The following is a 25,081-nucleotide window of genomic DNA, read 5'->3' as shown; positions in this document are numbered from 1 at the left end:
CGCCTGGGCCTTGGCTTTGGTCTCGATCTGGTCGATCTTCACCAGGGGGACGAGGAGCCAGGCCAGCGCGGTCACGACGGCCGAGATGAGCACGAGCGGCGTGAAGCCCAGCGCGTCGTAGAGGTAGCCGCCGGTGATCTGCGAGCCCTTGACCCCCAGGTTGTAGACGGACATCAGCAGGGCGAAGAAGCTGGCCTCGACGCGGGGCGGGCAGGCTTTGGCGGCCAGGTCCAGGAAGGCCAGCTGGGTGATCATGCCCACCACGCCGAAGATGCTGTCGATGAAGAGGGCCGACACCCAGCTGCGGTAGAGCAGATAGCCCAGCGTCGCGACGGCGGCCGCGCCGATGGACCACACGATGAGCCGCTTCAGCGGCACCCGGCGCGACAGGGGCGCGTAGACCAGCGCGCCCACCACGAATCCGGCGGCGTTCAGGGAGAGGAGCAGGCCGATGAACTCCTGGCTGAACTGCAGCACGTCGGTCTGGTAGTAGAGGAAGGCCGGCCCGAACGACGGGCTGAACGTCCAGAACAGCGTGAAGCCGGCGACCACCCAGACGTCCCGCTCCCGCAGCGCCTCCCGGATGGAGCCGAGCGTCTTCTGAAACGCCGCCCGATCGGCCCGAGCGCGGGGCTCCCGGATGAAGATGAGGGCCATCAAGAAGGAGACGACGGGGAAACAGGCGGCCACCGCGAAGGCCGCGTGCAGGTTGCGTCGCGCGGCCCGCTGTCCGCCGACCAAGCCCACGATGATGGAAGCTCCGTAGATGGCCGCCCACTGGACCGACTGAAAGGCGCCGATCAAGCCCCGGGCCCGACCGTGCTCGACCATCAAGGCGTCGACCATCACGTCGGTGAAGGCCAGCCCCAGCCCCATCAACGTCACGAACACCGCCAGCACGACGTACGTATGGATCCCCAGCAGGGCCAGGGTGGCGCCCGACAGCGCGGCCAGCCCCGAGCTCAGAAGCAGATAGCTCTTCCGCCGCCGCCCGGCCAGCGGGACGAAGTCCGAGATCAATCCGTAGAGGGGCTTGACGTACCAGGGAATGGTGGCGATGAGAAAGAAAGTCGCCGCCTGGCCCGCCGACAGCCCGAAACGCTCCTTCAGCGCCAGCGTGAGGGTCTGGGTGGGCAGGTCGTACATGCCCTGCGCGAAGTACACGATGCCAAAGAGCAAGGCGAGGCGCTGCGCGTCGGCCGTCTGAAAAGGGTGCAGCCGGCGCAGGCGTTCGAGCATTGCCGGCCATGATACTGTACCCGGCGATGCGTTCGGTCTGCCCTCACGACTGCCCGTCGGCGTGCAGCCTGCAAGTCACGGTGCAGGACGGGCGGCTCACCAACGTCACGGGAAACCCCGCTCACCCGTTCACCCAGGGCGTGATCTGCGGCAAGGTGCGTGCCTATGCCGAGCGCGTGCACTCCCCCCTGCGCGTCCTGCGACCGCTGCGCCGGGTGGGGCCCAGGGGCGGGGGACGCTTCGAGCCCATCTCGTGGCCGGCCGCCATCGACGAGATCGCCGAGCGCTGGCGGGCCATCATTCGCCAGCACGGGGCCGAGGCCATCCTGCCCTTCTCGTACGCGGGAACGATGGGCCAGGTGCAGTACCACGCCGGCCATCCGCTCTTTCACGCCCTGGGAGCCAGTCGGCTGGACCGAACGATCTGTGTCTCCACGGCGTACGCGGGCTGGCGGGCCACCGTGGGGGCGGTGACGGGCAACGACTCCGAGCAAATGGTGGGCGCCGATCTGGTCGTGCTGTGGGGCATCAATGCCGCCTACTCCACCGTCAACGTGATGACCCTGGTCAAACAGGCCCGCCGGCGGGGTGCCCGGATCATCGCGATCGATCCTTACCGCACCCCGACCGCGGCGGAGGCCGACGAGCACCTGATGGTGCGGCCGGGGACCGATGCGGCCCTGGCCCTGGCCGTCATGCACGTGCTGATCAGCGAAGGCCGCGTCGACCGGCAGTACATCGGCCGGGCCACGTACGGCTACGAGGAGCTGGCTCGCCACGTGCAGGCCTATGCGCCGGAGCGCGTGGCCCCGATCGTCGGGCTGTCCACCGAGGCGATCGTGGGCTTCGCCCGCCGGTACGGGGCCGGGCCCCGCGCGTTCATCCGGCTGGGCATCGGCCTCAGCCGCCACGACAACGGCGGCATGACCTGCCGGACCATCGCCTGCCTGCCGGCGCTGACCGGGGCCTACGCCGATCCGCACGGAGGCGCCCTGCTGTCGTCCGGCGGGGCGTTCGGCTTCGACTACGCGGTCCTCGAGCGTCCCGACCTCATGCCGCCGCCGCCGCCTCGCACGGTCAACATGATCCATCTGGGACGCGTGCTCACCGACGCCGCCCTGGCGCCTCCGGTCAAGTCGCTCTACGTCTACAACTCCAACCCGGCGGCGGTCTGCCCGAACCAGCGCCTGGTCCTGGCCGGTCTGGCCCGGGAGGACCTGTTCACGGTCGTTCACGAGCAGGTGATGACGGACACGGCGCACCGGGCCGACCTCGTGCTGCCGGCCACGATGTCGCTCGAGCACGAAGACCTCTATCGCTCGTACGGTCACCTGCATCTGCAGCTCGCGCTGCCCGTGCTGGCGCCGCCCGGCGAGGCGAAATCGAACTGGGAGGTCTTCGGCCTCCTGGCCGCGGCCCTGGGCGTGGCCCGCGAGCACTACGCCAAGGCGCCGGCCCAGCTCATCGCGGAGTTCCTGGCCGGCGGCGACGCCACTGTCGCCGGGATCACGTACGAGCGCCTGCGCCAGGAGGGCTCGATCCGCCTGACCCTGCCGCGGCCCTACATGCCCTTCGCCGACGGCGCCCCCACGTCGTCGGGCAAGGTGGAGTTCTCCTCGGCGAGCCTGGCTGCCCGCGGGTGGCCGGCCTTGCCGACGTACCTGCCGCTGGCCGAAGGCCCGGACAACGCGGAGCTGCGCGCGCGTTATCCGCTGCAGTGCATCGTGCCTCCCAACCGCTTCTTCCTGAACTCGTCGTTCAGCCAGTCGCAGCGCTTGCGAGATCGGCAGAAGTCGCCGACCGTGCTCATCTCGCCCGCCGACGCCGCCGCCCGGGCGATCGACGACGGCGCCACGGTGCATGTCTTCAACGGCCGGGGCGCGGCGCGCTTCACCGCGCGGGTGACGGGCGATACGCGCCCCGGGGTCGTGGTGATCGAGGGCATCTGGTGGCACCGCTTCCACCCGGGCGGGCAGGGCGTCAACGTGCTCACCAGCGACCGCGTCACCGACCTGGGCGACGGCCCGGCGTTCCACTCCAATCTGGTGGAGGTCGCCCGGCTCGAAGCGGTATCATGACCGCGCCTTCCGCGCGCCATCGGGCGCGGGTGAAGCCGTCGGCGATGCGGCCAGCGCCACAAGGCGGGATAGCGGGAGCCGGTCCCGCGCCGTCGTCGCGGATAGCCGCCGGAGTAACGCCCGGCTAGGGGGTCGGAGGGGGCCTCGACGGCCCCCTTTCTTAGCCTGGCGGGGGCACGAGACGCGCCCCGACACGGTTGGCGTCGGTGGAGCCGGCGCTCGAAAGAGGAGGTGTCCCATGGCGGTGGCGTCGGCGGAGTTCGCGAGGAGTTTGCTGCAAGAGGCGCGGGACACCCATCCATGGCTGCATCACCGGCTGTTCCAGCTGATCTGGGAAGGCCGCCTCAGTCGATCGCAAGTGCAACAGGTCATCCGTCAGCAGGGATGTTTCTTCCTGGACACCCTCCGCCATGCGGCGTGGAAGATCATCTCGGTCGGCGGGTACATGCCGACCCTGGAGGATCTCGAGCGCCAGCGCGCCCTGATCCCCCTGGTGGTGGAGGAGGGCGGAGAGGACACGGTCGGCGGCAAGACCACGGCCCACGCCTATCTCTACATCCGTCTGGCCGAGGGCCTGGGGATCACCCGCGAGGAGATCTTCGCGACGGAGTACCTGCCCACCACCATCATCGAGAAGAACGAGTTGTTCCTGCTCCAGCGCACGTCCCCGCTGGAGGCGCTCTGCGGCGGCAACATCGCCACCGAGTCCATCAACCCGGTGCACATGGAGCGCATGGCGCAGGCCCTGGAAAAGCATTACGGGGTCGACCGCGCGGCGCTGGAGTTCTACACCGTCCACATGGAGGTCGAGGGCGACCACGCGGCCCGTGCCGTGCGGTTGCTCGAGCGCCTGGCCGTGACCGATGAGGAGCAGGCCCGCGGGCGGCTGGCCCTGCGCCGGGCTATCACGGCGCGCCGCATCTGCGCCGACGGGATGCTGGCGGCCTTCGTCGACGGCGCCTCGTCGACGACGGCGCTCGACTAGCGGACGCGCTGGTTCTCGCTGCGTGCCGTCGCCTCCTCCGAGGCGGCGGCCTGCCTCACCACCGCGAGAGCCAACCGGCGGAGGTGACGCGCGATGCGGATCTGCCGAACCATCCGCAGGAGCACCGGGAGCACGACCAGGGCCGCCACCAGGCTGGCGACCATTCCCAGGGTGAGCAGGAGGCCCAGGCCGAAGATCCCGCGGTGGTGGGCCAGCATCAGGCTGCCGAAGCCCACGATCGTGGTGAGACCGTTGAAGAGGACCGCCATCACCGTGCTCCGCGCCACCAGGGGCCCCTCGTAGTCCCGCTTGCCTTCCATGAAGCGCATCACGATGTTGGTGCCGAACTCGGTGGACGCGCCCAGGATGAGGGGGATGGCGAAGATGTTGCCCAGGTTCACCTTGAGATGGAGGAAGGACATCAGGCCGAACGTCCACAACAGCCCCAGCCCCAGCGGCAACAGGGCCAGTGGCGTCTCTCGCCAGCGCCGGATCGTGATCGCGGTCATCAGGGCCACCAGGCCGATCGCGTACACCGTGCCCTGCTTGCAGGCGCGCTCCATCAGGCGGATGGCCTCGAAGGTGATGATCGGCGTTCCGGTGATGTCGGCGTCGACCGTCCGGAGCTCTTCGACGAAGCGCCGGGCCCCTTCACGGTCCCAGATGTCCACCGCCGGGTGGATCTGGAGCAAGAACCGTCCGCGGTCGCTGACGAACTTCTTGCGGATCTCGACGGGCAGGTCGTCCAGGCCCACCTGCCGGGGCGCCAGGTTGGCCTGCAGGCGCTGGAAGTTGCGGAGGAAGTCGCCGTACAGCTGCTGCTGCAGATGGGTGAGGGCCGGCTCCAGGGTCTCGCGATCCCCCTGGCGCAAGCGGCGCAGGAGCTCATCGAGACGGGTGTTGAGCCGGCCGAGACGCTCCTTGGCCTCGCCGGGGGGCGCCTCGTTGGCGGCGATGCCGAGTCGCCGGCGCAGCGTCTGGAGCGAGCGGGTCAGGCGCTCGAGGTCCAGGGGAAGCGGCCGGCTCACCCGGACCGGCGCCACCAGAGGCGCGAAGTCGGAAATGATCTTGCGCTTCTCGTCCTGGTCCTCGGGGATCAGCAGCAGCACCGAATCCACCTCGGAAACGCTCCCGAGGCGGGTGAAGGCGGCCTGCTTGCGCCGCACCTCGTCCAGCGTATCCGCGCTGGCCAGCGCCGCGAACCCCGACCGATGGGCCGCCCCCAGGACCCTTTTTTCCCAGGTCACCGACTCCGTGCCCTTGGCCTGCAGGTTGAGCAGGTTGTAGTCGAAGCGCAGGCCGGAGAGCCCCCACACCGAGACGACGCTGACGATCACCGTCAGCGCCAGAACCGTCCGGGGATGGGCCGCCACCACGTCGAGCAGGGGCACCCCGGCGCGCTCGAGCTCCAGCGCCCGGGGCATCGAGCGGAGGGACGCGCTCGCGCGGCGCCGGTCCACCACCATGAGGGCGGCGGGAAAGACGGTCATCATGGCCAGCCAGGACAGGAGAATGGCGGTGCCGGAGACGATGCCCAGCTCCTGGAGCCCGCGGAAGTCGGTGAGGGCCAGCACGTAGAAGCTGCCCGCCGCCGTCACCGCGCCCAGCAGCATGCCCGGCCCGCTGCGGACCGCGGTGATCTCGAGCGCCTCGGCCAGGCCCCGTCCCAGGAAGAGCTCCTCCTCGTAGCGGAACAGGAAGTAGATCCCGTAGTCGATGCCGATGCCGATGACGATCGAGATGAACATGACGGAGAACAGCGAGAGGTGCCCGATGACCACGGTGACCACGCCGATCGACCAGGCCAGGCTGACGGCCAGCACGCCCAGCATGAGGATCGGCTTGCCCAGCCGACGGAAGCCGAGGAGCAGCAGCAACAGGGTGAGGGCGAACGCCAGGATCGTCGCCTTCTGGCTGTCGTCGAACGCCGTGGTCATCTCGTCGTTGGACAGGGCCGGCTTGCCGGTCACCCCCACGTTGACGGACGGGAACTGCGGTCGCAGGGACGCGATGACCCCCCGGGTCGCCTCGATGGCCTGCCGGTTCCCGGTGAAGCTGCCCGTCGCGGTCGCCGGCTCGGCCAGGATGAAGAGCAGCCGCTGGTCGTCGGAGAGGAAGTAGCCGGCGCTCGGATCCTCCTCGGCCGAGAAGAGCGCCCCCCAGGGCGAACGATAGGGGGCCGGCTTGTCGATTCGGGTCGAGACCTGGGTGACGAGGTCCTCGATGAACCGGAAGTCGCTGGGGCCGGCGGTGGGACCGAGCCCGAGGTCCAGGAAGCCGGTGACGAAGGCCCCGGCGACCTGGGTGGCCAGTCCCTCGATGAGCCGGTCCAGGGTCGGGCGGCTCGCGAAGGCCTCCATGAACTCCTGGTAGTCGAAGATCCGGTCGCGGATCTCGGTCAGCTTGTCCTTGCCCAGGTACAGGAGGGCCCGACCCTCGAACTGCTTGGGGTCGATCCGGTAGGCGACGCGGTTCAGGGGGACCTCGCGCATGCGCAGCTCTCGCACCAGCCGGGTGGCGTACGCGGTGGTCTCGGGCAGCGAGCGGGCTTCCACGACGATGACCAGGTCGTCCAGCTCGCCGAACTCGCGGTCGTACTCGACGAAGCGCTCGACGTAGGAGAGGCCCTGGGGCAGCAGGGCCCGCGTGGAGGTGGCCAGCCCCAGGTTGTTGACGGCGTACCAGACGGAGGCCGCGGCCAGGAGCCAGGCCAGCGCGACGGTGAAGGTGGGAACGGCGCAGGCGACCCGGACGAGGGAGCCCAGGAGGCGACCGGTGGGGTCCTTCACTGCCAACGGCGCTACTCTTCGCCTCCGATGAATCGCTCCAGCCGCTGGTGGGCGATGTCGTCAGCCCACTGCTCGGGCGGGGACTTCATCAGGTACGCGGAGGGCGCCAGCAACGCGCCTTTGAGCCCGCGATCCAGGGCCAGCTTGGCGCAGCGGATGGCGTCGATGGCGACGCCGGCCGAGTTCGGCGAGTCCCAGACTTCCAGCTTGAGCTCGACACTGATGGGCTGGTCGCCGAAGCTCCGGCCCTCCAGGCGGATGTGCGCCCACTTCCGGTCCTGGAGCCAGGGCACATAGTCGCTGGGACCGATGTGGACGTCGTCGGCCGGGACCTCGTGCGTGAACTGCGAGCGCACGGCGTCCGTCTTGGAGACCTTCTTGGAGGTCAGGCGCTCGCGCTCCAGCATGTTGTAGAAGTCGGTGTTGCCTCCGAAGTTGAGCTGGCTGGTCCGCTCCAGACGCACGCCCCGGTCCATGAACAGGCGGGCCAGGACCCGGTGCACGATGGTCGCGCCCAGCTGGGACTTGATGTCGTCGCCCACCACGGGCAGCCCGCGCTCCTCGAAGCGGCGTCGCCAGTAGGCCTCGCGGGCGATGAAGACGGGGATGCAGTTGACGAAGGCGCAGCCCGCCTCCAGCACCTGCTCCACGTACCACTTGGTGGCCATCTCGCTGCCCACCGGCAGGAAGTTCACCACCACGTGGGTGCGCGTGTCGCGCAAGATCCCCACGATGTCGGCGGTCGCGCCCGGCGCCTTGCGGATCACCTGGCCGAGGTAGGTCCCCAGGCCGTCATGCGTCATGCCGCGGTGGACCGGCACGCCGAGCGGGCTCACCTCGGCGAAGCGCACGGTGTTGTTGGGCGCCTCGAAGATGGCCTGGGCCAGATCGCGCCCGACCTTTCGCTCGTCGATGTCGAAGGCGGCCGAGAACTCGATGTCGCCGACGTGGTAGTCGCCCAGTCGAGGATGCATGAGACCGGGCACGAAGCCGTTCTCGGGGGCGTTGCGATAGAACTCAACTCCCTGGACGAGGGACGACGCGCAGTTCCCCACGCCGATGATCGCCACTCGAACCGCCGCCACGGGTGCCCTCCTGGAGACCGTCGACGCTGACCTGCTGCAAAAGAGCGGGTGCACTGGCCAGTGTAACATAGGCGCGGGTCGGAGGCGCCAGTGCTAGAACGCAGAGTGGAGCCGGATCAGGTCGAGGCGGAGGTGGCGCGCGCCGTGAGCGCCCTGGACGCGGAGGCCATCCGCGCCGAGTACTGGCGCCAGAACCAGTTCGTCCACCTCGAACGGTGCTTGCCGCCCTTGCTCATCGAGGCCTTCGCCGCCGAGGTCGAGCGGGTGCGGCCGGCCGTGCATCGCAACTACGTCCCCCGCGTCAAGAAAGGGGGCAGCGTCAGCGCCTTCACCCTCGTCCGGCAGGCGCCGGCCATCGTCGCCCTGTATCGCTCACCGGCCTTGCTCGATCTCCTGCGCCGGATCACCGGGCAGCCACTGGCCTGCTGCCCGCCCCGCGACCCCCACGCCTGCGCGCTCTATTTCTACACGGAGCCCGGCGATCACATCGGATTCCACTACGATACGTCGTATTACCGTGGCGCCCGCTACACGGTGCTGGTGGGCCTGCTCGACCGCTCGTCCAGCCGGCTGGTCTGCCAGCCCTTCCGCGGACAGCCCGAGCGCGAGCCGCACGAGCTTCGCCTGGCCACGGATCCGGGCACCGTGGTCCTCTTCAACGGTGACACGCTGTGGCACGCCATCACCCCGCTCGGCGAGGGCGAGGAGCGCGTGAGTCTCACGCTGGAGTACGTGACCGACCCGTCCATGAGCTGGCTCGGGCGCTTCGTGTCCGATATGAAGGATGCCGTCGCCTACTTCGGCTTCCGCTCCGTCTTCGGCCGGCGGCGCTGAGTCAGCCCATAGGCCAGGCGGCCGAGCCAGAAGGCGTGGCAGCCGGCGGCCACGGCCACCATGAAGGCCGGCAACGCCGACGGCAGCAGGGCCAGCCCGGTCACGAAGAGCACGAGCATCGTGTAGAAGCCGCCACGATTGCTCAGCGCGTTCAGCAGCGCGCCGATCCCTCCCGCGGCCGGGGGCGCCGCCCGGGTCATCAGGGCGCTGGCGATCACGCCGAGCGCGGCCGCGCTGCCGGACAGCGCCGCGCCTCCGCCGGCGACCCGCTGGGCCGCCCCGCCCATCGCCATCACCAGCAGCGCGTGGATGGCCGTGTCCACGGCGACGTCGAGCTTGGCTCCGAACGATGACTCGGTGAGGGTCACGCGGGCGATCTCGCCATCGACGTGGTCGAGGACCACGGCGACGGCGTAGAGGGCGAACCCGAGCAGCGCCAGCGCCAGGTCCGCCTGCCCGAAGCACCAGGCGGCCCCCAGGCCCACGATGAGGCTGAGCAGGGTGACCTGATTGGGGGTCATCTGCCAGCGCACGGCGAGCCGGCTCAGCGGGCGCGACAGCCGGCGGTGAAACAGGACGTCGAGGGGCGTATCGATCGGCGTGAGCAGCTCGGCGTCCAGGCGCGCCTCGGCTTCCGCCCGGCCCTGGCTCGACGTGACACGCGTGCACCACCCCGCCTCCACGACCGTCAGGCGCGGCTCGTCCTTCAGCGCTCGCAGCAGCGTGTCGGCCAGCGGCCGGGCGGCCACGATGGAGGCCCACAGCGCCGGGACCAGCGTCGAGCGGGCCGCGATGGCCGGGACGCCGCTGTCGCGGGACGCCGCCAGGACGGCGGTCGGCGCCGCGGCCAGCAGCGCCTGCAGGCCATCGCTCGGGATCAACGCGGTCGCGGGGAGCAGGAGCAGCGGTCCCACGGGTGGCGCCACTCCCGGCTCCAGCCACACGACCGCCGCCCGCGCCGAGGGAGAGGCCGCCACGGCCTGGGCCAAAGGGCGCTGGCGGAGCTGCGCCGGCACGAACACGCGCTGGCACCCGGTCCGGACCGCTCCCACGACGGCGCGAAACGCCAGGGGACGGCCGGCCACATCGGCCAGCGCGGGTCCCACGTCACGGGAATCGGCGAGATAGAGGGCCGCGCTCGGCGTCACGCGCTGTCGAGACGCAGGATCTTCGACAACACCTCGTCCCGCGCCCGCCGCAGGTCCTCGGCGAAGTCGATCTCCGTCCACGGCAGCCCGGTGACGTCGGCCCAGCCGATGTGACGGCGCTGCACCAGCAGGTTCAGGGCGTCCTCGTATTCCGCCAGGCCATCGGACTCGGCGATGACGCGGTCGAGCAGGCAGACGAGGTCGGGGCCGGCCTCGGCGCCACACTTGAAGAAGCCCACGCCCTCACCCACCACGTCCCAGGCGTCGGGCACCACCTTCTTCCCCAGGGCGATCACGCGGTCTCCGCGCGTGTAAAGCTTGACCTCCTCGCCCGTGTCCCGGAACCCGCGATCGATGAGGAACGCGCTCGGTGCCGGCGCCGCCAGCAAGCGCCGGAGGAACTCGCGGGGGAACAGGACGTCGGCGTCCATCACCAGGGCCGGCTCCAGCAGGTGCGCGCGGGCCGTCTGAAGAGACAGGGCCGAGCCCTTCGTGTACAGGGGATTGTCGACGTAGCGGACGGGCATGCGCCCGGTCCGGCGACCCGCGACCTCCCGCACCTGGTCCGCGCAGTGCCCGACGATCAGGACCGTCTCCTCGACGCCGACCGACTCCAGGGCCACGAGCATCCGGGTGAGCAGGGGCCGCTCGCCCACGGGGAGCACACATTTGTGGGTGCGGTCGGTCAGGGGCGCCAGGCGGCGGGCCACTCCCGCGGCCAGGATGATGGCCTTCACGGGCGCAGCACGCTGGCCCGGAAGCGGTCACGGATCTCTTCCGGCGAATGCGGGATCCGCGGCACCTTGGCCTGTTCGTCGGTGACCTTCACGAGCAGGAAGTGGGGGCCGTTGGCGCCCAGCATGTCGCGGATGGCCCGGCTCACCGCTTCGGCCTCGGCCACGGCCGCCACGCGCCGGTAACCGGCGGCGGCGGCGAGCGCGTCCAGCCTCACCTGTCCCGAGACGGACTGCTGATTGCCGGTCGAGCCATAGATCTGGTTGTCGAACACGCAGTGCACGAGGTTCGTCGGAGCCACGGCCGCCACGTTGGCCAGGACGCCCAGCGCCATGAGCAGATTGCCGTCGCCGTCGAAGACGACGACACGACGGTCGGGCCGGGCCAGCGCCAACCCCAGACCGATCGGCGCGGCCAGACCCATGGAGCCGATCATGTAGAAGTTCTGCGGGCGATCCGCCACGGCGCAGGACTCGCGGGAGGGATAACCGTTGGCGTGCACGACCGGCTCGTTGCCCAACTCCTTGACGGCCGCCGCGATCGCCTGCATGCGGGAGATTTTGGGCGTGAGCGCCTTGGCGCCTTCGGCATACGGTTGGAGGCCTGCTCCAGTGGTTGGCTTATTACTGGAGGGGGCGGGGACCGCCCCCTCCAGACCTCCCCGTTCGCGCGGGGTGTGACGACCGTGGGAGTCTCCCGCGAAGATTCCCGGGGGAACGAGGAGCGCGACGGGCCGGCTCCGAGCGTCCATCTCACGGCGTGCCCAGTCGACGTCGGCCGTCAGCGACGCGGCCGAGGGCACGCGGTGGGGAATGCCGAGTAACTCCAGCAGTCGGGGCGAGATCTCGCCCATCAAGAGATGTTCGGGCGCATCCTCTCCACGCCAGCCCCGCCAGGTGACCAGCAGCAGCGCCGGGAAGCCATACATGAGGGACAGGGACGCCAGGGCGTTGAGGCTCGTGCCCAGCCCGGAGTTCTGCATGAGGACGGCCGGGCGGCGGCCCCCCAGCCAGGCGCCGCCCGCCACGCCGACCGCCACGTCCTCACGGACGGCCGCCAGGTAGGGAAGCCGAGGGTGACGCTCGAGCGCGGCGATGACGTCGGCGATGAGCGAGCAGGGGACGCCCGCGAAGAAGTCGAAGCCCCGGCCGTCCAGCAGCGCCGCGAAGTCGTCGCCCGTCACTACGCGCGGATCTCCGCCCAGGCGCGCTGGTAGTCTTCGAAGGTATCGATCTCCAGCCAGCCCTTCCACGTGCTCACGCAGGTGACCCGGTGGTCGCCCTCGACCAGGATCTGCAGCAGGTCCGTGAAGGCGGCCTGACCCAGGCTCTCCGCTTCGTGAACACGGCCGCCGCCCGTGGCAAGCGCCTGCCGGTACGCCTCCCGCATCGCCTCCACCCCCCGAGGCGAGAACGCAGCCAGCCCCACGAACTCGCCCGTGGCCGCCTCGGGCGGCACGCGCTGGCCGATCCGTACGAGCGAGTCCTGCGCGTCGTCACCGAGCGACCGGTGCCCGGGGCGGGGCGGATCGCTGGTGACCACGAGATCGATGGGCTTGGCCAGCGGCAGCAGCCGGTCCCGCTGGTCCACCCAGGTCCGATCCACGGCGATGACGATGTCGCCCTCGGCGCGGAGCAGGCGCTCGAGCAGGGCCCGCTCGAAGAGCACGTCGGCGTACAGGAAGAGCAGGCGGCCGTGCAGCTCGGGCTCGGCGGCCAGCAGGGAGGCCAGCTCGCCGGTCTCCTCGAAGCGGTCGTTGTCGTAGAAGCGGACCCCTGGGGCCACCACCGTTTCCTTGCGATAGCCGCGGACGACGGCGATGTCGTGGACGCCGCTGGCCCGGAGGGTCTCCAGCTGGCGCTCCAGGATCGTGCGCCCCTTGATGTCCAGCATGCACTTGGGGCGATCCTCGGTGAGCGGGAGCAGCGACTTGCCGGAGCCGGCGGCAATGATCACGGCGTGGACGTCGGACACGCCGCGGGGCAGGAACTCGTTCTCGATCCGCTTGAAGTCCTCCACGCCCACGTGGCGATAGATCTCCTCGAGCGTGACGATGTGCGGGGCGAGGGCGTCGAGCCGCCGCTCGCGGCCCAGCACCGTGAGCGTGTCCTGCATGCCCTTGACGGAGGCGCGGAGCACCTGGTTGGCCCAGATGACGAGCTTGACGCCGGCCTGCTCCAGCTCCTCCCACCGCACCGTCGGGTACAGGGTCGGCACGACCACGATGGGCGTGGGGCGGTCCCAGTGGCGCATGAACTCCAGCACCTCGGCCGCGGTGGGGGCCTTGGAGTGGACGAGGATCATGTCGGCGCCGGCCTCGGCGTACGCACGCGCCCGCCGCTGCGCTTCCTGCTGGCCCCACCCGGCGATCAAGGCCTCGGTGCGGGCGATGACGAGCGTGGCCGGGTCCCGCTGGGCCCGCTTGGCGGCCCGGATCTTGCCGGCGTGCTCCTCCACCGAGGCCAGCTCGCGCCGGACGCCCGGGTAGAGGCTGCACGTCTTGGGAAAGATGTTGTCCTCCAGACAGAGCCCGGCGATCCCAGCCCGCTCGTACTCCTCCACCGTCCGCACCACGTTGACGGCGTTGCCGTAGCCGTTGTCGCAGTCGGCGATGACGGGCACGGCCACGGCGTTGTTCAGATGCCGGGCCGCTTCCAGCGTCTCGGTCATGGTCAGGAGATTCACGTCGGGCATGGCCCGCTGGGCGGCCGACACCGTAAAGCTGGAGGACCACACGATGGGGAACCCCGCGGCCTCGATCAGCCTGGCGCTGAGGGCATCGTGGGCCCCCACGGCCGATACCAGCCCGGGGCGCGCGAGGAGCGCGCGCAGATGAGCGGCCTTGCTCATGTCTTCTTTTTCTCCTGTCCCTTGAGCTCCTCCTGCCGGCCCTTCATCTTCTTGATGAGCTCCGGATAGGAGGAGGTCTGGATGATCTTGTTGAACTGCGTACGGTAGTTCCCTACCAGGCTCACGCCCTCGATGATGACGTCGTACACGAGCCAGCGGTCACCCCGCTTGAGCATCCGGTAGTCGACCGGAATCTCGGTAGACTGCTTGGTGATGAGGCGCGTGCGGACCGTGGCTACATCGCCGTCGATGGTCTCGCCGGTGTAGGTCACGCGCTCGCCGTTGAACAGCTCGATCTTGGAGATGTAGGAGCGCTCGAGGAGATCGGCGAAGAGCTGGACGAACTCCTCACGCTCGGCCGGCGTCCGGGCCTGCCAGTGGCGACCCAGCGAGCGCTTGGCCGTCTCCCCGAAGTCGAAGATCTCGTCCGCGATGCGGCGGACCGTCGTTCGCCGCTCCAGGGCCTTGCTCTCCTGCTTGAGCTGGGGATCTTCCAGCGTCTTGATCACTCGATCGACGTGGCTCCGGAGCTGGTCGGTCGGCGGGCCGGCCAGCGCCGGAGAGGCCAGCGCCAGGGCGAGCGCGAGCGCCAGGACGAGTCGATTGGCCACGGATGTCATGCCATGAGCCTCCTATCTTGCCTGGCTACACCTTGCCGAAGACATACTTGGAAATGAGCTCCTCGAGATCGACGGGAGACTCGACCTCCCGGAGCCGGCCGTTCGCGGGGACGAGCTTGTCGGACGCTCCCGGACTGATGCGGATGAACTTCTCGCCGATCAGCCCCTTGGTCTTGATCGAGGCGATGGCGTCCTCCTGAAGCTGGACACCGGCGTTCATGCGGAGGACCACGCGCGCCTGGTAGTCTTCGGCCAACCCGATTGACTCCACCCGCCCCACTTCGACGCCGGCGATCTCCACCGAGGCCCCGTGACGAAGGCCACCCACGGACGGGAAGTCCGCGAACACTTCGTAGCCGCCGCCCGGCAGGAGCGTGACTCTGCCGAGTTTAATCGAAAGGTAGGCCATCGCCAACAAGCCGAGGACGACGAACAGCCCGACCGCGATGTTCACGCCCCGTCGCTCCATCGTCACGTCCTCCTAGAGACCGCTGCCTTCGCCGCGGATGAACTGGTTCACCACCGGGTTGGCCGATTCCTGGATGGCCCGGGGCGGTCCCACCTCTACGATACGCCCCTCGTGCAGCATGGCCACGGTGTCGGCGATCTCGAAGATCTCGGGGATCTCGTGGCTCACCATCACGGCGGTGAACTTGAACTGCCGGTGCAGGGCCAGGATCAGGCGGTGAATGTTGTTGACCAGGACGGGGTCCAGCCCCGTGGTCGGCTCGTCGAAGAAGATGATCTCGGGCTCGGTCACCAGCGCGCGCGCGATGGCCACCCGCTTGCGCATCCCGCCCGAAACCTCGCCCGGATACTTGCCCCCCACGCCTTCCAGCCCGACCTGGCCCAGCGCCGCTTCCACCCGGGCCGCCAGGTCGGCCCGGGACAGCCGCAGCTTCTCGCGCAGGGGGAAGGCCACGTTCTCCCCGCACGTCATGGAATCGAAGAGCGCGCCGCCCTGGAACACCACGCCGTAGCGGGCCCGGATCCGGTCCAGGGCCCGCGCCGACAGCGCAGTGAGGTCCACGCCGTCGACGAGAACGCGGCCGGCGTCCGGACGCATCAGGCCCAGCAGGTGCTTGAGGAACACCGATTTGCCGCCGCCGCTGCGACCGATCACGATGGTGATGGAGCCGGTGGGGACCTCGAGGTCGAGGCCTTTCAGAACAGGCTGCCCGGCGAAGCTCTTGGTGAGGTTCTCGACGGTGATCACGTCAGGGCAGCACCGAGCCCATGAAGTAGTCCCACAGCAGAATGAGCACCGAGGACAGGACCACGGCCTGGGTGGTGGCCCGCGCCACGCCCTCGGCGCCGTGCCCGACGTAGTAGCCCTTGTAGGTGCAGACCCAGGTCACCACGATCCCGAACGCCACCGACTTCCAGAATCCCGTCATGATGTCGTCCATCCGCACGAAGGACTGCATCTCTCCGAAGTAGGTTCCCGCCGACAACCCGAGCAGCTCCACGCCGACCAGGTAGCCCCCGAAGAGTCCGACCACGTCGAAGATGACGGTCAGGAGGGGGAAGCTCAGTAACCCGGCCAGGAGAGAGGGCGCGACCAGGTAGCGGAAGGGGCTCAGCGCCATCACCGTCAACGCGTCGATCTGCTCGGTGATCCGCATGATGCCGATCTCGGCGGTGAGCGCGGAGCCGGCCCGGCCGGTGATCATCAGCGCGGCCAGCACCGGCCCCAGCTCGCGGATCAGGGCCAGGGCGACGGCCGGACCCAGGAAGGCCTCGGACCCGAACCGGCTCAGGGTCAGGTGCAGTTGCAGGCCCAGGACCATTCCGGTGAAGGCGCCGGTGAGGACGATGATCAACAGCGAGCGATACCCGATGTAGTGCAGGCGGCCGATGAGCGCCCCGACCTTGAACGGGGGGCTCAGCAGGGTGATCAGCGCCATCGCCAGGAAGGTGCCGAAACGGCCGAGGGAGTCGACGACGGCGATGACGGCGGCGCCCAGACGGTCGAGCGGACGCAGCACTACCGACACCCGGGGATCAGTCATCGAGGTGGGCGCGATAGACCCCCAGTGCCCAGAGCGGGAAGTACTTGGCGTACAGGTGGTACTTGAGCATGAAGACGCGCGGGAAGCCGGTGCCGTTCCAGAATCGGTCCTCCCAGGAGCCGTCGTCGCGCTGAGTGGCCAGGAGGTAAGCGATGCCGCGCTCCACGACGGGCCCGCGGGTCCGGCCCGCCGCCAGCAGGGCCAGCAAGGCCCACGCCGTCTGCGACGGGAGCGACTCGCCCCGTCCGGCCAGCTCGGGACGGTCGTAGCTCTCGCAGGTCTCGCCCCACCCGCCGTCGGAGTTCTGGCAGCGCTCCAGCCACCGGACGGCGCGCTGCACGTAATCCTGGCCCAGGTCCTCGCCGATGGCGCGCAGCCCGCGCAGCACCGACCACGTCCCGTAGACGTAGTTGACGCCCCAGCGGCCGAACCAGCCGCCGTCGTGGCGCTGCCGGCGCTTGAGGAATTCCAGCGCGCGGGTGGCCGGCTCGAAGTCGCGGCCGTAGCCGTAGGTGCCGAGCAGCTCCAGGCCGCGACCCGTGAGGTCCTCCGTGGAGGGATCCAGCAAGGCGCCGTGATCGGCGAACGGGATGTTGTTCAGATAGAGCCGGTCGTTGTCGGCGTCGAAGGAGGCCCAGCCTCCGTCCTGGCCCTGCATGCCCAGGAACCAGCCCAGTCCGCGCTCCTTGGCGGCCCGGACCCGATCGTCGTCCAGCCCGGACAGCTTCTCCAGGGCCATCAGCACCACGGCGGTGTCGTCGAGGTCCGGGTAGAAATCGTTGTGGTACTGGAACGGCCAGCCGCCCGGCCGCACGTAGGGACGCTTCACCTGCCAGTCTCCCGGGACCAGGATCTGCCGATCCAGCAGCCACTCGACCGCCCGGCGCAGGGCGGGATGATCGGGGGCCAGCCCGCTCTCGACCAGCGTGTAGATGCTCAGCCCGGTGTCCCAGACCGGGCTCACGCACGGCTGAAAATGCAGCTCGTCGGCCGTCTCCACCGCCCAGGCCTCGATCTCCTTGAGCTGGCCGCGCACCAGCGGGTGGTCGTCCGGGTACCCCAGCACCCGCAGCGCCAGGACGGAGTTCGCCATGGCCGGATAGATGCCGCCCAGGCCACCCGGCACGGCCATGCGTTCTTCCAGCCACCGGCGCGCAGCGTCGACGGCTCGCCGCCGGAACGGCCGGGGCGAGAAGCGCTCCCAGATCTTGAGGCCATCGTCGACGGCGATGAAGAAGTTCTTCCAGAACAGATCGCGCCACGCGAAGGGACGGGGCACGCGGGGAAAGCGCAGGCTGGCCCGCTCGCGTGGCACCGGCCACAGCTCGTCCAGGCTCAGCTCGGGCGGCAGCCAGCGCACCGGCTTGCGGTCCATGATGATGAGCAGGGGGACGATGACCGTGCGCGACCAGTACGAGACCTCGTAGATGTTGAAGAGGAAGAACGGCGGGGGCAAGAGCATGATCTCCACCGGCATCGCCGGCACGCCGTTCCAGTCGTACTCGCCGAAGAGCGCCAGCTGGATCTTGGTGAACACGTTGGCCCGGGTGGGACCCCCCATCGCCAGGATTTGTCCGCGGGCCTTCGCCATGGCCGGATCGTCGACGGGAACCCCGGCCATCTTCATGGCGAAGTAGGCCTTGATCGTGGCCGACAGGTTCGTGGGCCCGCCTTCGAACAGGTCGAAGCCGCCGTCGGGACGCTGCCGGCGCCGCAGATAGCGCACGGCCTTGGCCTCCCGCTCGCGGTTCACCCGGTCGAAGAGGTGACAGAACAGCAGATACTCGGCGGTGATGGTGGTGTCTGCTTCGAGCTCACCGACCCAGTGACCATCGTCGGCTTGACGGGCGAGCAGATGTTCCTGGGCGCGGGCGATGGCGCGATCGAGGCCCGTCACGAACGGGATGGTAACACGCGTGGGGGGGCGGCGGTATACTACGGCGGGCCCGAGGATGACATGAGCGTTCCCCTCTCCCAGATGTGGACCGTGGGAAGCTACGTGCTTCGGCAGAAACTGGCGGGGCGCACCCGCTATCCGCTGGTGTTGATGCTGGAGCCATTGTTCCGTTGCAATCTGGCCTGCGCCGGCTGCGGCAAGATCCAGTATCCGGCCCACATCCTGCGGCGCCACCTGACGGTGGACGAGTGCCTCCGCGCCGTGGACGAGTGCGGCGCCCCGATGGTCTCTATCCCGGGTGGCGAGCCGCTGATGTATCCCGAGATCGGGACGCTGGTCCGCGAGCTGATCCGGCGCAAGAAATACGTGTACCTCTGCACCAACGCGCTCCTCCTCGAGCAGCGGCTGCGGGAGGGCGTGTTCGAGCCGGCCAGGTACTTCTCGTTCAGCGTCCACCTCGACGGGCTGGGTCCCGAGCACGACGACGCGGTCTGCCGCGAGGGCGTGTACGAGACGGCCCTGGCCGCCATCCGGGCGGCACTGCAGCGCGGCTTCCGGGTCACTACCAACACGACGCTCTTCGACGGGGCCGATCCCGCGCGCGTCCGTCAATTCTTCGACGCCATGATGGACCTGGGCGTGGAGGGCATGATGATCTCGCCGGGCTACAGCTACACCAAGGCGCCCGATCAGGAGCATTTTCTGGCCCGGCAACGAGCCCACGCGCTGTTCTCGGCCATCCTCGAGCGCCCCCGCCGCGGCTGGCGCTTCAACCAGTCGCCCCTGTTCCTGAAATTCCTCATGGGCAAGCTGGACTTCGAGTGCACCCCGTGGGGCAATCCCACCTACAACCTCTTCGGCTGGCAGCGTCCCTGTTACCTCCTGCAGGAAGGCTATGCGGCGAGCTTTCGCGAGCTGATGGAGACGACGCAGTGGGAGCAGTATGGACGACGCAGCGGCAATCCCAAGTGCCGGGACTGCATGGTGCACTGCGGCCACGAGCCCACGGCGGTCGATTACACGTTCGCCTCCTGGCGGGGCTTCCGGCAGGCCGTCGTGGCGACCGTCACCGGGCGTCTCTGAGTCGATGCCCGAAGAGCGGTCGCTGGAGGGCTGGGCTCCCCGCGTCGGTGGCGAGGTCACGCTGGCCCAGGTGATCGACCTCGCCTTCGACTACCGGGGCGACGTCACCATCGTCTTGGCCGACGGCCGCTCCCTGACCGGCTACGTCTACAACCGCGATCGGGACGCGGCCGACCCGTATCTGATGGTGTTCGATCCTGGCGGCGCCTCGCATACCGTGCGCTACGCCGACGTCCGGACGATCCGCTTCACCGGACGCGACACGGCCGCCGGAGCCTCGTACGAAGCGTGGCGGCAGCGGAAGGGGAAATCCCAACCGGCGTGATGCCCGTGCTGGTCCTCACCGCTGTCGAGGTCGAGGCCCACCGTCTCGCCCATCACCTGCGCCTGGCCCCCGCCGCCGACGCCACCTGGCCGCACTACCGCAGCGGAGCCATCGAGGTCATGTGCGTCGGGCTCCGCGCCGACCTGCTGGCCACACGGGCGGCGGACGCCTGTCTGGCGGCGTCCGCGCTGGTCGTCTCTGCCGGGGCCTGCGGCGCGCTGGATCCCGGGCTCCGGCGTGGCGATCTCGTGATCCCCCGGGTCGTCATCGGCCCGGCGGGCGTTCGCCACGAGGTCGATACCATCCCCGCGCTTCACGGGCGCGGCGCGCTGCTCACGGTGGCCGAGGTGGCGCAGACCGCGGCAATCAAGACCCGTCTGTGGATGGAGACGGGCGCCGTGGCGGTGGACATGGAATCGGCGCCGATCGTGGAGTGGGCGCGTGGCGCCGGGCGCCGCGTGGCCGTCGTCCGGGCAGTCTCGGACACGGCGCAACAGGCGATCCCCGCCGACGTCGCGGCCCTCGTCGACGCCGGGGGCCGGGTGCGCCCGGGCCAGGCCTTGCGCGCCGCGCTGGCCCGTCCTCGCGCCATCGCCGACGCCCTGGCCCTGGGGCGCGGCGCCGACGCCGCGCTCCGGACGGTGGCCGCTGCGCTCGGTACCCTGGCGCGCATGAGCCGCGACTCAGATCGGCCAAACGAATGATCGCCAGGGACGGTTCCGGCGGGGCACGGGCGTGGCGACTTTCAACCGAAGGGGGCTACGCCCCCCTCGGGACTCCCCCGGCCGGGTGCCCGTGCCCTGCATGAGCCGCGACTCAGATCGGCCAAGCGAATGATCGCCACGGACAGTTCCGGCGGGGCACGGGCGTGGCGACAGCCCGGGTGCCCGTGCCCTGTTCAATGATCCATGCCTGACGCCCTCGTCACCGGCGGCACCGGATTCGTCGGGGCCAACGTCGTGCGCGAGCTGCTCGGGGCGGGCGCCACCGTGCGCGTGCTGGCCCGCCGGCAGGCCGATCGCCGGAGCCTGGCCGGCCTCGCGGTCGAGATCGTCGAGGGCGACCTCCGCGACCCGGTCTCCCTGCGCCGGGCCGCCGCCGGCGTGGCGACGGTATTTCACGTGGCCGCCGACTACCGCCTGTGGACCCGCGATCCCCGCGAGCTGTACCAGACCAACGTCGAGGGCACGCGGGCCATGCTCGCCGCCGCCGTCGAGGCGGGTGCCCGCCGGATCGTGTACACCTCCACGGTCGGGGCTCTGGGCATCCCGCGGGACGGCGGCCCCGGGACCGAGGACACGCCGGTGTCGCTGGCCGACATGGTCGGCCCCTACAAAGCCTCCAAGTTCCTCGCCGAGCAGGTCGCGCTCGAGTTCGCGCGGAGCGGCGCGCCCGTGGTCGTCGTCAACCCGTCGGCGCCGGTCGGACCGTGGGACGTCAAGCCCACGCCCACGGGCCAGATGCTGGTGGATTTCCTGTGCGGCCGAATGTACGCCTCGCTCGACACGGGGCTCAACATCGTGCATGTCCGCGACGTCGCTCGCGGCCACCTGCTGGCGGCGGAACGGGGGCGGGTGGGCGAGAAGTACATCCTGGGGCACGTCAACCTGTCGCTCAGCGAGATCTTTCAGCTGCTCGCCGACATCACCGGCCGGCGCCCGCCGCGCTTCCGCATCCCCTATGCGCTGGCCTGGCTCGCCGCCGCCGGCATGGAGAGCGCGGCGCGCCTGGGGCGGGGCACGCCGGCGGTGTCGCTCACCGCTGTCCGGATGGCACGCAAGCGAATGTACTTCAGCCCGGGCAAGGCCGTGCGCGAGCTGGGGCTGCCCCAGAACGATCCTCGCGAAGCCCTGAAAGAGGCCGTGGAGTGGTTCACCCGTTACGGCTACGTGCCATGAGCACCACGCACCTCGTCTCCCGGCTGACCCGGCGCAGCCGCTCGAACTTCTACTACGCGTTCCTGACGCTGCCCCGGGCGCGCCGCAACGCGCTCTACGCCGTCTATGCCTTTTGCCGCACCATCGACGACGTCGCCGACCTGGGCCCGCAGCGGGGAGCCGATCCCGCGCGGCTGCGGGAAGAGCTGCAGGTCTGGCGACGCGAGGTCGCCCGCTGCTACAGCAGGGACGGCCGCCCGGAGCATCCCATTGCCCAGCAGCTGGCCGCGGCCGTCGGGGCTTTTCCGATCCCGCGCGAGGCCCTGGAGGCGATCGTCGACGGCGTCGAGATGGACCTGGACGGCGTGCGCTACGAGCGCGCCGAGGACCTCTATCTCTATTGCTACCGCGTCGCCTCCGCGGTGGGGCTGGCCGCCATCGAGATCTTCGGCTACTCGGACCCCCGGGCGCGCGACTACGCGGTGAACCTGGGGATTGCCCTGCAGCTCACCAACATTCTCCGCGACGTCGGCAGCGACGCCCAGACCGGGCGCGTCTATCTGCCCCAGGCCGACCTGCACGCGTTCGGCGTGAGCGAGGACGATCTCCGGCAGGGTCGCTACACACCGGCGTTCGTGCAGCTCATGGAGCGGCAGGCCGGCCGGGCCCATCATTTCTACCGTCGCGCGCGCTCCACGCGCCCGCGGTCGGACGCCCGAACCCTGGTGGCGGCGGAGGTCATGGGCTCGATCTATTTCGCGTTGCTCCAGGCCATCGAGGCACGGCAATTTCGGGTCTTCGGCCCGCGGATCACCGTGCCCGCGCGCCGGAAGCTGGGGATCGCGCTGCGCTGCTGGCTCTCGGCCCGCCTGCGCCCGGAGCCGAGCGCCGCGTGAAGGCTGCCGTCTTTCGGGGCGGGGGACGCCTGGCCACCGAAGAGTGGCCGCGCCCGGAGGTCGGGCCCGGCGAGGTGCTGTTGAGGGTACGGGGCTGCGGGCTGTGCGGTTCGGACATCGCGAAGATCCTGGCCCCGGCCACCGCCAGCCCGGCCGTCCTCGGTCACGAGGTCGTCGGCGACGTCATCGAAGCGGGGCCCGGCATCGTCGCCCCGGCGGTGGGCGATCGCGTGGTCGTCGCCCACCACGTCCCCTGCGGGACGTGCCACTACTGCCGCCGGGGCAGCCACTCGATGTGCCGGGCGTTCAAGGCCAGCCACCTGGATCCCGGCGGCTTCGCCGAGTACGTGCGGGTACCGGCGCCCAACGTGGCCCACGCGACGTTCACGCTGCCCGCGCACCTCAGCGACGAGGAGGCCTCGTTCGTGGAGCCCCTGGCCTGCTGCCAGCGCGCCGTGCGCCGGGCCGGCGCACAGCCCGACGATACGGTGGCCGTCGTGGGGCTCGGCTCCATCGGACACCTCTTCGTGCGACTGCTCCGCCGCGCCGGCGCGGCCGTGGTCGGCGTGGACGAGGGCGCTGATCGGCGGGATCTGGCCCGTCGCCTGGGTGTGGAAGCGCTCGCCCCCGAGGCGGCCGCGGCGGCGATCGCCGGGCTGTCCCAGGGCCGGGGGGCCGATCACGTGATCCTGACGGGCGGGGCGGGCCGCGGCCTCAGCTGGGGCGCCGGGGTGGTACGAGACGGCGGAAGCCTCCACTGCTTCGCGGGTGGCGAGGAACCCGTCCTGCCCGTGGGTCTGGACGCTCTCTATCACCGGGAGCTGACGGTGACGGCCACGTACTCATCGTCGCCCGCCGATCTGGCCGAGGCCTTCCGGCTCGTAGCCAGCGGCACGATCACGGTCGACGGGCTCTACACGCATCGCGTGCCGCTGGAGCGGTTGCGCGAGGGGGTGGCTCTGATGCGTTCCCGCGACGCCCTCAAGGTCTACGTGACGCCATGAGGGCGGTCGTCTTCCACGGCCCGGGTGACCTGCGCTACCAGGACGTGGCGTACCCTCGCCCCGGCCCTGGGGAGATCGTGGTCGGCATCGAGGCCGCCCTGACCTGTGGCACGGACGTCAAGACGCTGCGCCGCGGGCACCCGGTGATGATTCCGCGCGTGCCGACCGTGTTCGGCCACGAGCTCGCGGGGGTCGTGAGCGCCGTCGGCACCGGGGTCACGAGCTTCCGGGAGGGCGATCGGGTCACGGCTGCCAACTCCGCCCCCTGCGGCGCGTGCCGGTACTGCCTGCAGGGCCGTCCGAACCTGTGCGAGGACCTGCTGTTCGTGAACGGGGCCTACGCCGAGGCGATCGCGCTGCCGGCCCGTCTGGTGCGCAGCAACGTGGTCCGCCTGGACGGCCGGACCCGGGCGGCTCGGGCCGCCTTCGCGGAACCCCTGGCCTGCGCGCTCGGTGGCATCGAACGGGCGAGCCTGGAATCCGGCCAGACGGTCGTGATCTTCGGTCACGGCCCGCTGGGCTGCCTGCTCGGCATGGTGGCCGCCGGCCGGGGCGCGCGGGTCATCATCGTCGGAAAAGCCGGCTGGCGGCTCGAGCAGGTGAAGCGGTTGAAGCTGGGCGAGTGTGTCGACATCACGGCGATGGCCGATCCGGCTCCGGCCCTCAGGGCGTTGGCGGACGGGCGCGGGGCCGACGTGGCCATCGACGCCACCGGACGGCCAGAGGTGTGGGAGCAGGCGGTCGCGACGGTGGGCCGCGGAGGCAGCGTGGTATTCTTCGGAGGGTGCGCGCCGGGCACGACGGTGGCGCTCGACACGCGACGTGTACACTACGAAGAGCTAACCCTGATCGGCGCGTTTCACCATACGCCCGATCTGATCCGGCGGGCGGTGGAATTGCTCGAGACCAATGCGCTGAACCCGGACGGCCTGCTGACGCATCGCATGCGGCTCGAGGACGTGGGCGACGCCCTCGACCTGATGGCCCGAGGCGAGGCCATGAAGGTGCTCATCGAGCCATGAGCCGAGTCCTCGGGGCGCTCCTGCTGGCGCTCGGGCTCACCGCGGCGCTGGCGGGGTCCGCCGCCGGCTTCGAGGCGGGGCAGGTGTTCCGGAAAGGCACCCTGGTGGTGTCCGGGGAAGGCGGCGGCGGCTCCCAGTCGAACCTGAGCGGCGGAACGCAAACCGGCTTGTCGCTGTGGTACGCGTCGGCGCGGCTGGGGCTGCTGCCGTTCGGCACGGCCGGCCCGGGCCCGTTCCGGGGAGCCTTCGAGGTCGGCATCGGGCCGGTCTTCCAGAGGTACACTGAGCCTGTGAATGCCTATTACGCCGGGCTCGCCGCGGTGCTGCGCTACCACTTCGTCTCATTGGGCCGGCTGGTGCCGTACGTCGAGGCGGCGGGAGCGTTCGGGGGTACGGACCTCCGTGTGCGGGAGATCGACTCGGACGTCGCCTTCTGGCTGGCCGCGGGCGCCGGCGCTTCGGTCTTCGTGACCGATCGGGCCGCGATCTACGCCGGCTACCGGCTCGTCCACGTATCCAACGGCAACATCGATACTCCCAACAAGGGGTTCGAGGCGCACACCGGCATGGCCGGCGTGGCCTTCTACTTCGACCGGTAAGGG

23 protein-coding genes are annotated in these 25,081 nt (G+C 70.1%); 11 read left to right on the top strand and 12 right to left on the bottom strand.

Translation table 11 applies throughout. From position 1 onward, the window contains the following. The coding region (locus VFR64_19650; protein ID HET9491950.1) for an MFS transporter at nt 1-1,239 on the bottom strand (1,239 nt) is incomplete at its 3' end. A gap of 26 nt (nt 1,240-1,265) precedes the next feature. On the opposite strand from VFR64_19650, the gene VFR64_19645 reads away from it, so the two are divergent. Together VFR64_19645 and VFR64_19640 are read left to right on the top strand one after the other, a co-directional pair. Then, nucleotides 1,266-3,317 carry a molybdopterin-dependent oxidoreductase gene (locus VFR64_19645; GenBank protein ID HET9491949.1) on the top strand — a complete coding sequence of 684 codons (2,052 nt, stop codon included), beginning with the start codon at nt 1,266-1,268 and terminating at the stop codon, nt 3,315-3,317. 238 nt (nt 3,318-3,555) lie between these two features. Further along, complete coding sequence (locus VFR64_19640; GenBank protein ID HET9491948.1) at nt 3,556-4,302, top strand: iron-containing redox enzyme family protein; 747 nt, start codon at nt 3,556-3,558, stop codon at nt 4,300-4,302. Here VFR64_19640 and VFR64_19635 read toward each other — a convergent pair. Together VFR64_19635 and VFR64_19630 are read right to left on the bottom strand one after the other, a co-directional pair. Then, nucleotides 4,299-7,091: an MMPL family transporter gene (locus tag VFR64_19635; protein ID HET9491947.1), complete on the bottom strand. Its 2,793-nt coding sequence runs from the start codon at nt 7,089-7,091 to the stop codon at nt 4,299-4,301. The genes VFR64_19640 and VFR64_19635 overlap by 4 nt on opposite strands. An 11-nt stretch (nt 7,092-7,102) precedes the next feature. After that, nucleotides 7,103-8,176, bottom strand: coding sequence for an inositol-3-phosphate synthase (locus tag VFR64_19630; protein ID HET9491946.1), 1,074 nt, complete (start codon nt 8,174-8,176; stop codon nt 7,103-7,105). A gap of 90 nt (nt 8,177-8,266) precedes the next feature. Here VFR64_19630 and VFR64_19625 point away from each other — a divergent pair, with 90 nt between their 5' ends. Continuing rightward, a complete protein-coding gene (locus VFR64_19625; GenBank protein HET9491945.1) occupies nt 8,267-9,010 on the top strand; it encodes a 2OG-Fe(II) oxygenase in 744 nt (247 codons plus the stop codon). On the opposite strand, the gene VFR64_19620 is transcribed toward VFR64_19625, so the two are convergent. The 9 genes from VFR64_19620 to shc are packed head-to-tail and all read right to left on the bottom strand — an operon-like array spanning nt 8,971 to nt 18,281. After that, the gene (locus tag VFR64_19620; GenBank protein ID HET9491944.1) at nt 8,971-10,158 is read right to left on the bottom strand and encodes a CDP-alcohol phosphatidyltransferase family protein; all 1,188 of its coding nucleotides are present in this window, start codon (nt 10,156-10,158) and stop codon (nt 8,971-8,973) included. The two genes, VFR64_19625 and VFR64_19620, sit on opposite strands and share 40 nt — an antisense overlap. Continuing rightward, on the bottom strand, nt 10,155-10,895 hold the full coding sequence (locus VFR64_19615; protein HET9491943.1) for a phosphocholine cytidylyltransferase family protein: 741 nt from the start codon (nt 10,893-10,895) through the stop codon (nt 10,155-10,157). Before VFR64_19615 ends, VFR64_19620 begins: the two co-directional genes overlap by 4 nt. Beyond that, entirely contained in the window at nt 10,892-12,076 is a 1,185-nt protein-coding gene (aepY, locus tag VFR64_19610; protein ID HET9491942.1) for a phosphonopyruvate decarboxylase, read from the bottom strand. Before aepY ends, VFR64_19615 begins: the two co-directional genes overlap by 4 nt. Further along, a complete protein-coding gene (locus tag VFR64_19605) occupies nt 12,076-13,743 on the bottom strand; it encodes an isocitrate lyase/phosphoenolpyruvate mutase family protein (protein ID HET9491941.1) in 1,668 nt (555 codons plus the stop codon). Before VFR64_19605 ends, aepY begins: the two co-directional genes overlap by 1 nt. Then, nucleotides 13,740-14,363 carry an ABC transporter substrate-binding protein gene (locus tag VFR64_19600; protein HET9491940.1) on the bottom strand — a complete coding sequence of 208 codons (624 nt, stop codon included), beginning with the start codon at nt 14,361-14,363 and terminating at the stop codon, nt 13,740-13,742. Before VFR64_19600 ends, VFR64_19605 begins: the two co-directional genes overlap by 4 nt. Before the next feature lie 25 nt (nt 14,364-14,388). Next, nucleotides 14,389-14,832: an outer membrane lipid asymmetry maintenance protein MlaD gene (mlaD, locus tag VFR64_19595; GenBank protein HET9491939.1), complete on the bottom strand. Its 444-nt coding sequence runs from the start codon at nt 14,830-14,832 to the stop codon at nt 14,389-14,391. A gap of 12 nt (nt 14,833-14,844) precedes the next feature. Further along, a complete protein-coding gene (locus VFR64_19590) occupies nt 14,845-15,579 on the bottom strand; it encodes an ABC transporter ATP-binding protein (protein ID HET9491938.1) in 735 nt (244 codons plus the stop codon). Nucleotide 15,580: 1 nt separating this feature from the next. After that, nucleotides 15,581-16,375, bottom strand: coding sequence for an MlaE family lipid ABC transporter permease subunit (locus VFR64_19585; GenBank protein HET9491937.1), 795 nt, complete (start codon nt 16,373-16,375; stop codon nt 15,581-15,583). Continuing rightward, nucleotides 16,368-18,281 carry a squalene--hopene cyclase gene (gene shc, locus VFR64_19580; protein ID HET9491936.1) on the bottom strand — a complete coding sequence of 638 codons (1,914 nt, stop codon included), beginning with the start codon at nt 18,279-18,281 and terminating at the stop codon, nt 16,368-16,370. The genes VFR64_19585 and shc overlap by 8 nt, the downstream gene beginning before the upstream one ends. A 51-nt stretch (nt 18,282-18,332) precedes the next feature. Here shc and hpnH point away from each other — a divergent pair, with 51 nt between their 5' ends. The 8 genes from hpnH to VFR64_19540 all read left to right on the top strand — a co-directional run bounded on the left by hpnH (nt 18,333) and on the right by VFR64_19540 (nt 25,078). Continuing rightward, complete coding sequence (gene hpnH / locus VFR64_19575) at nt 18,333-19,355, top strand: adenosyl-hopene transferase HpnH (protein ID HET9491935.1); 1,023 nt, start codon at nt 18,333-18,335, stop codon at nt 19,353-19,355. A gap of 4 nt (nt 19,356-19,359) precedes the next feature. Further along, on the top strand, nt 19,360-19,680 hold the full coding sequence (locus tag VFR64_19570; protein HET9491934.1) for a hypothetical protein: 321 nt from the start codon (nt 19,360-19,362) through the stop codon (nt 19,678-19,680). Then, nucleotides 19,680-20,384 carry a hypothetical protein gene (locus VFR64_19565; GenBank protein ID HET9491933.1) on the top strand — a complete coding sequence of 235 codons (705 nt, stop codon included), beginning with the start codon at nt 19,680-19,682 and terminating at the stop codon, nt 20,382-20,384. The genes VFR64_19570 and VFR64_19565 overlap by 1 nt, the downstream gene beginning before the upstream one ends. A 204-nt stretch (nt 20,385-20,588) precedes the next feature. Continuing rightward, the gene (hpnA, locus tag VFR64_19560) at nt 20,589-21,578 is read left to right on the top strand and encodes a hopanoid-associated sugar epimerase (GenBank protein HET9491932.1); all 990 of its coding nucleotides are present in this window, start codon (nt 20,589-20,591) and stop codon (nt 21,576-21,578) included. Continuing rightward, nucleotides 21,575-22,453 (top strand): presqualene diphosphate synthase HpnD, encoded by an 879-nt coding sequence (gene hpnD / locus VFR64_19555; GenBank protein ID HET9491931.1) that lies wholly within the window; start codon nt 21,575-21,577, stop codon nt 22,451-22,453. The genes hpnA and hpnD overlap by 4 nt, the downstream gene beginning before the upstream one ends. Continuing rightward, entirely contained in the window at nt 22,450-23,457 is a 1,008-nt protein-coding gene (locus VFR64_19550; protein HET9491930.1) for an alcohol dehydrogenase catalytic domain-containing protein, read from the top strand. Before hpnD ends, VFR64_19550 begins: the two co-directional genes overlap by 4 nt. Then, complete coding sequence (locus tag VFR64_19545; protein ID HET9491929.1) at nt 23,454-24,479, top strand: alcohol dehydrogenase catalytic domain-containing protein; 1,026 nt, start codon at nt 23,454-23,456, stop codon at nt 24,477-24,479. Before VFR64_19550 ends, VFR64_19545 begins: the two co-directional genes overlap by 4 nt. Then, nucleotides 24,476-25,078: an acyloxyacyl hydrolase gene (locus tag VFR64_19540; protein ID HET9491928.1), complete on the top strand. Its 603-nt coding sequence runs from the start codon at nt 24,476-24,478 to the stop codon at nt 25,076-25,078. Before VFR64_19545 ends, VFR64_19540 begins: the two co-directional genes overlap by 4 nt. Nucleotides 25,079-25,081 lie beyond the last annotated feature (3 nt).

This window comes from Candidatus Methylomirabilota bacterium (genome assembly GCA_035709005.1).
GTDB lineage: Bacteria > Methylomirabilota > Methylomirabilia > Rokubacteriales > CSP1-6 > 40CM-4-69-5.
This window is presented reverse-complemented; position numbering and strand designations above follow the sequence as displayed.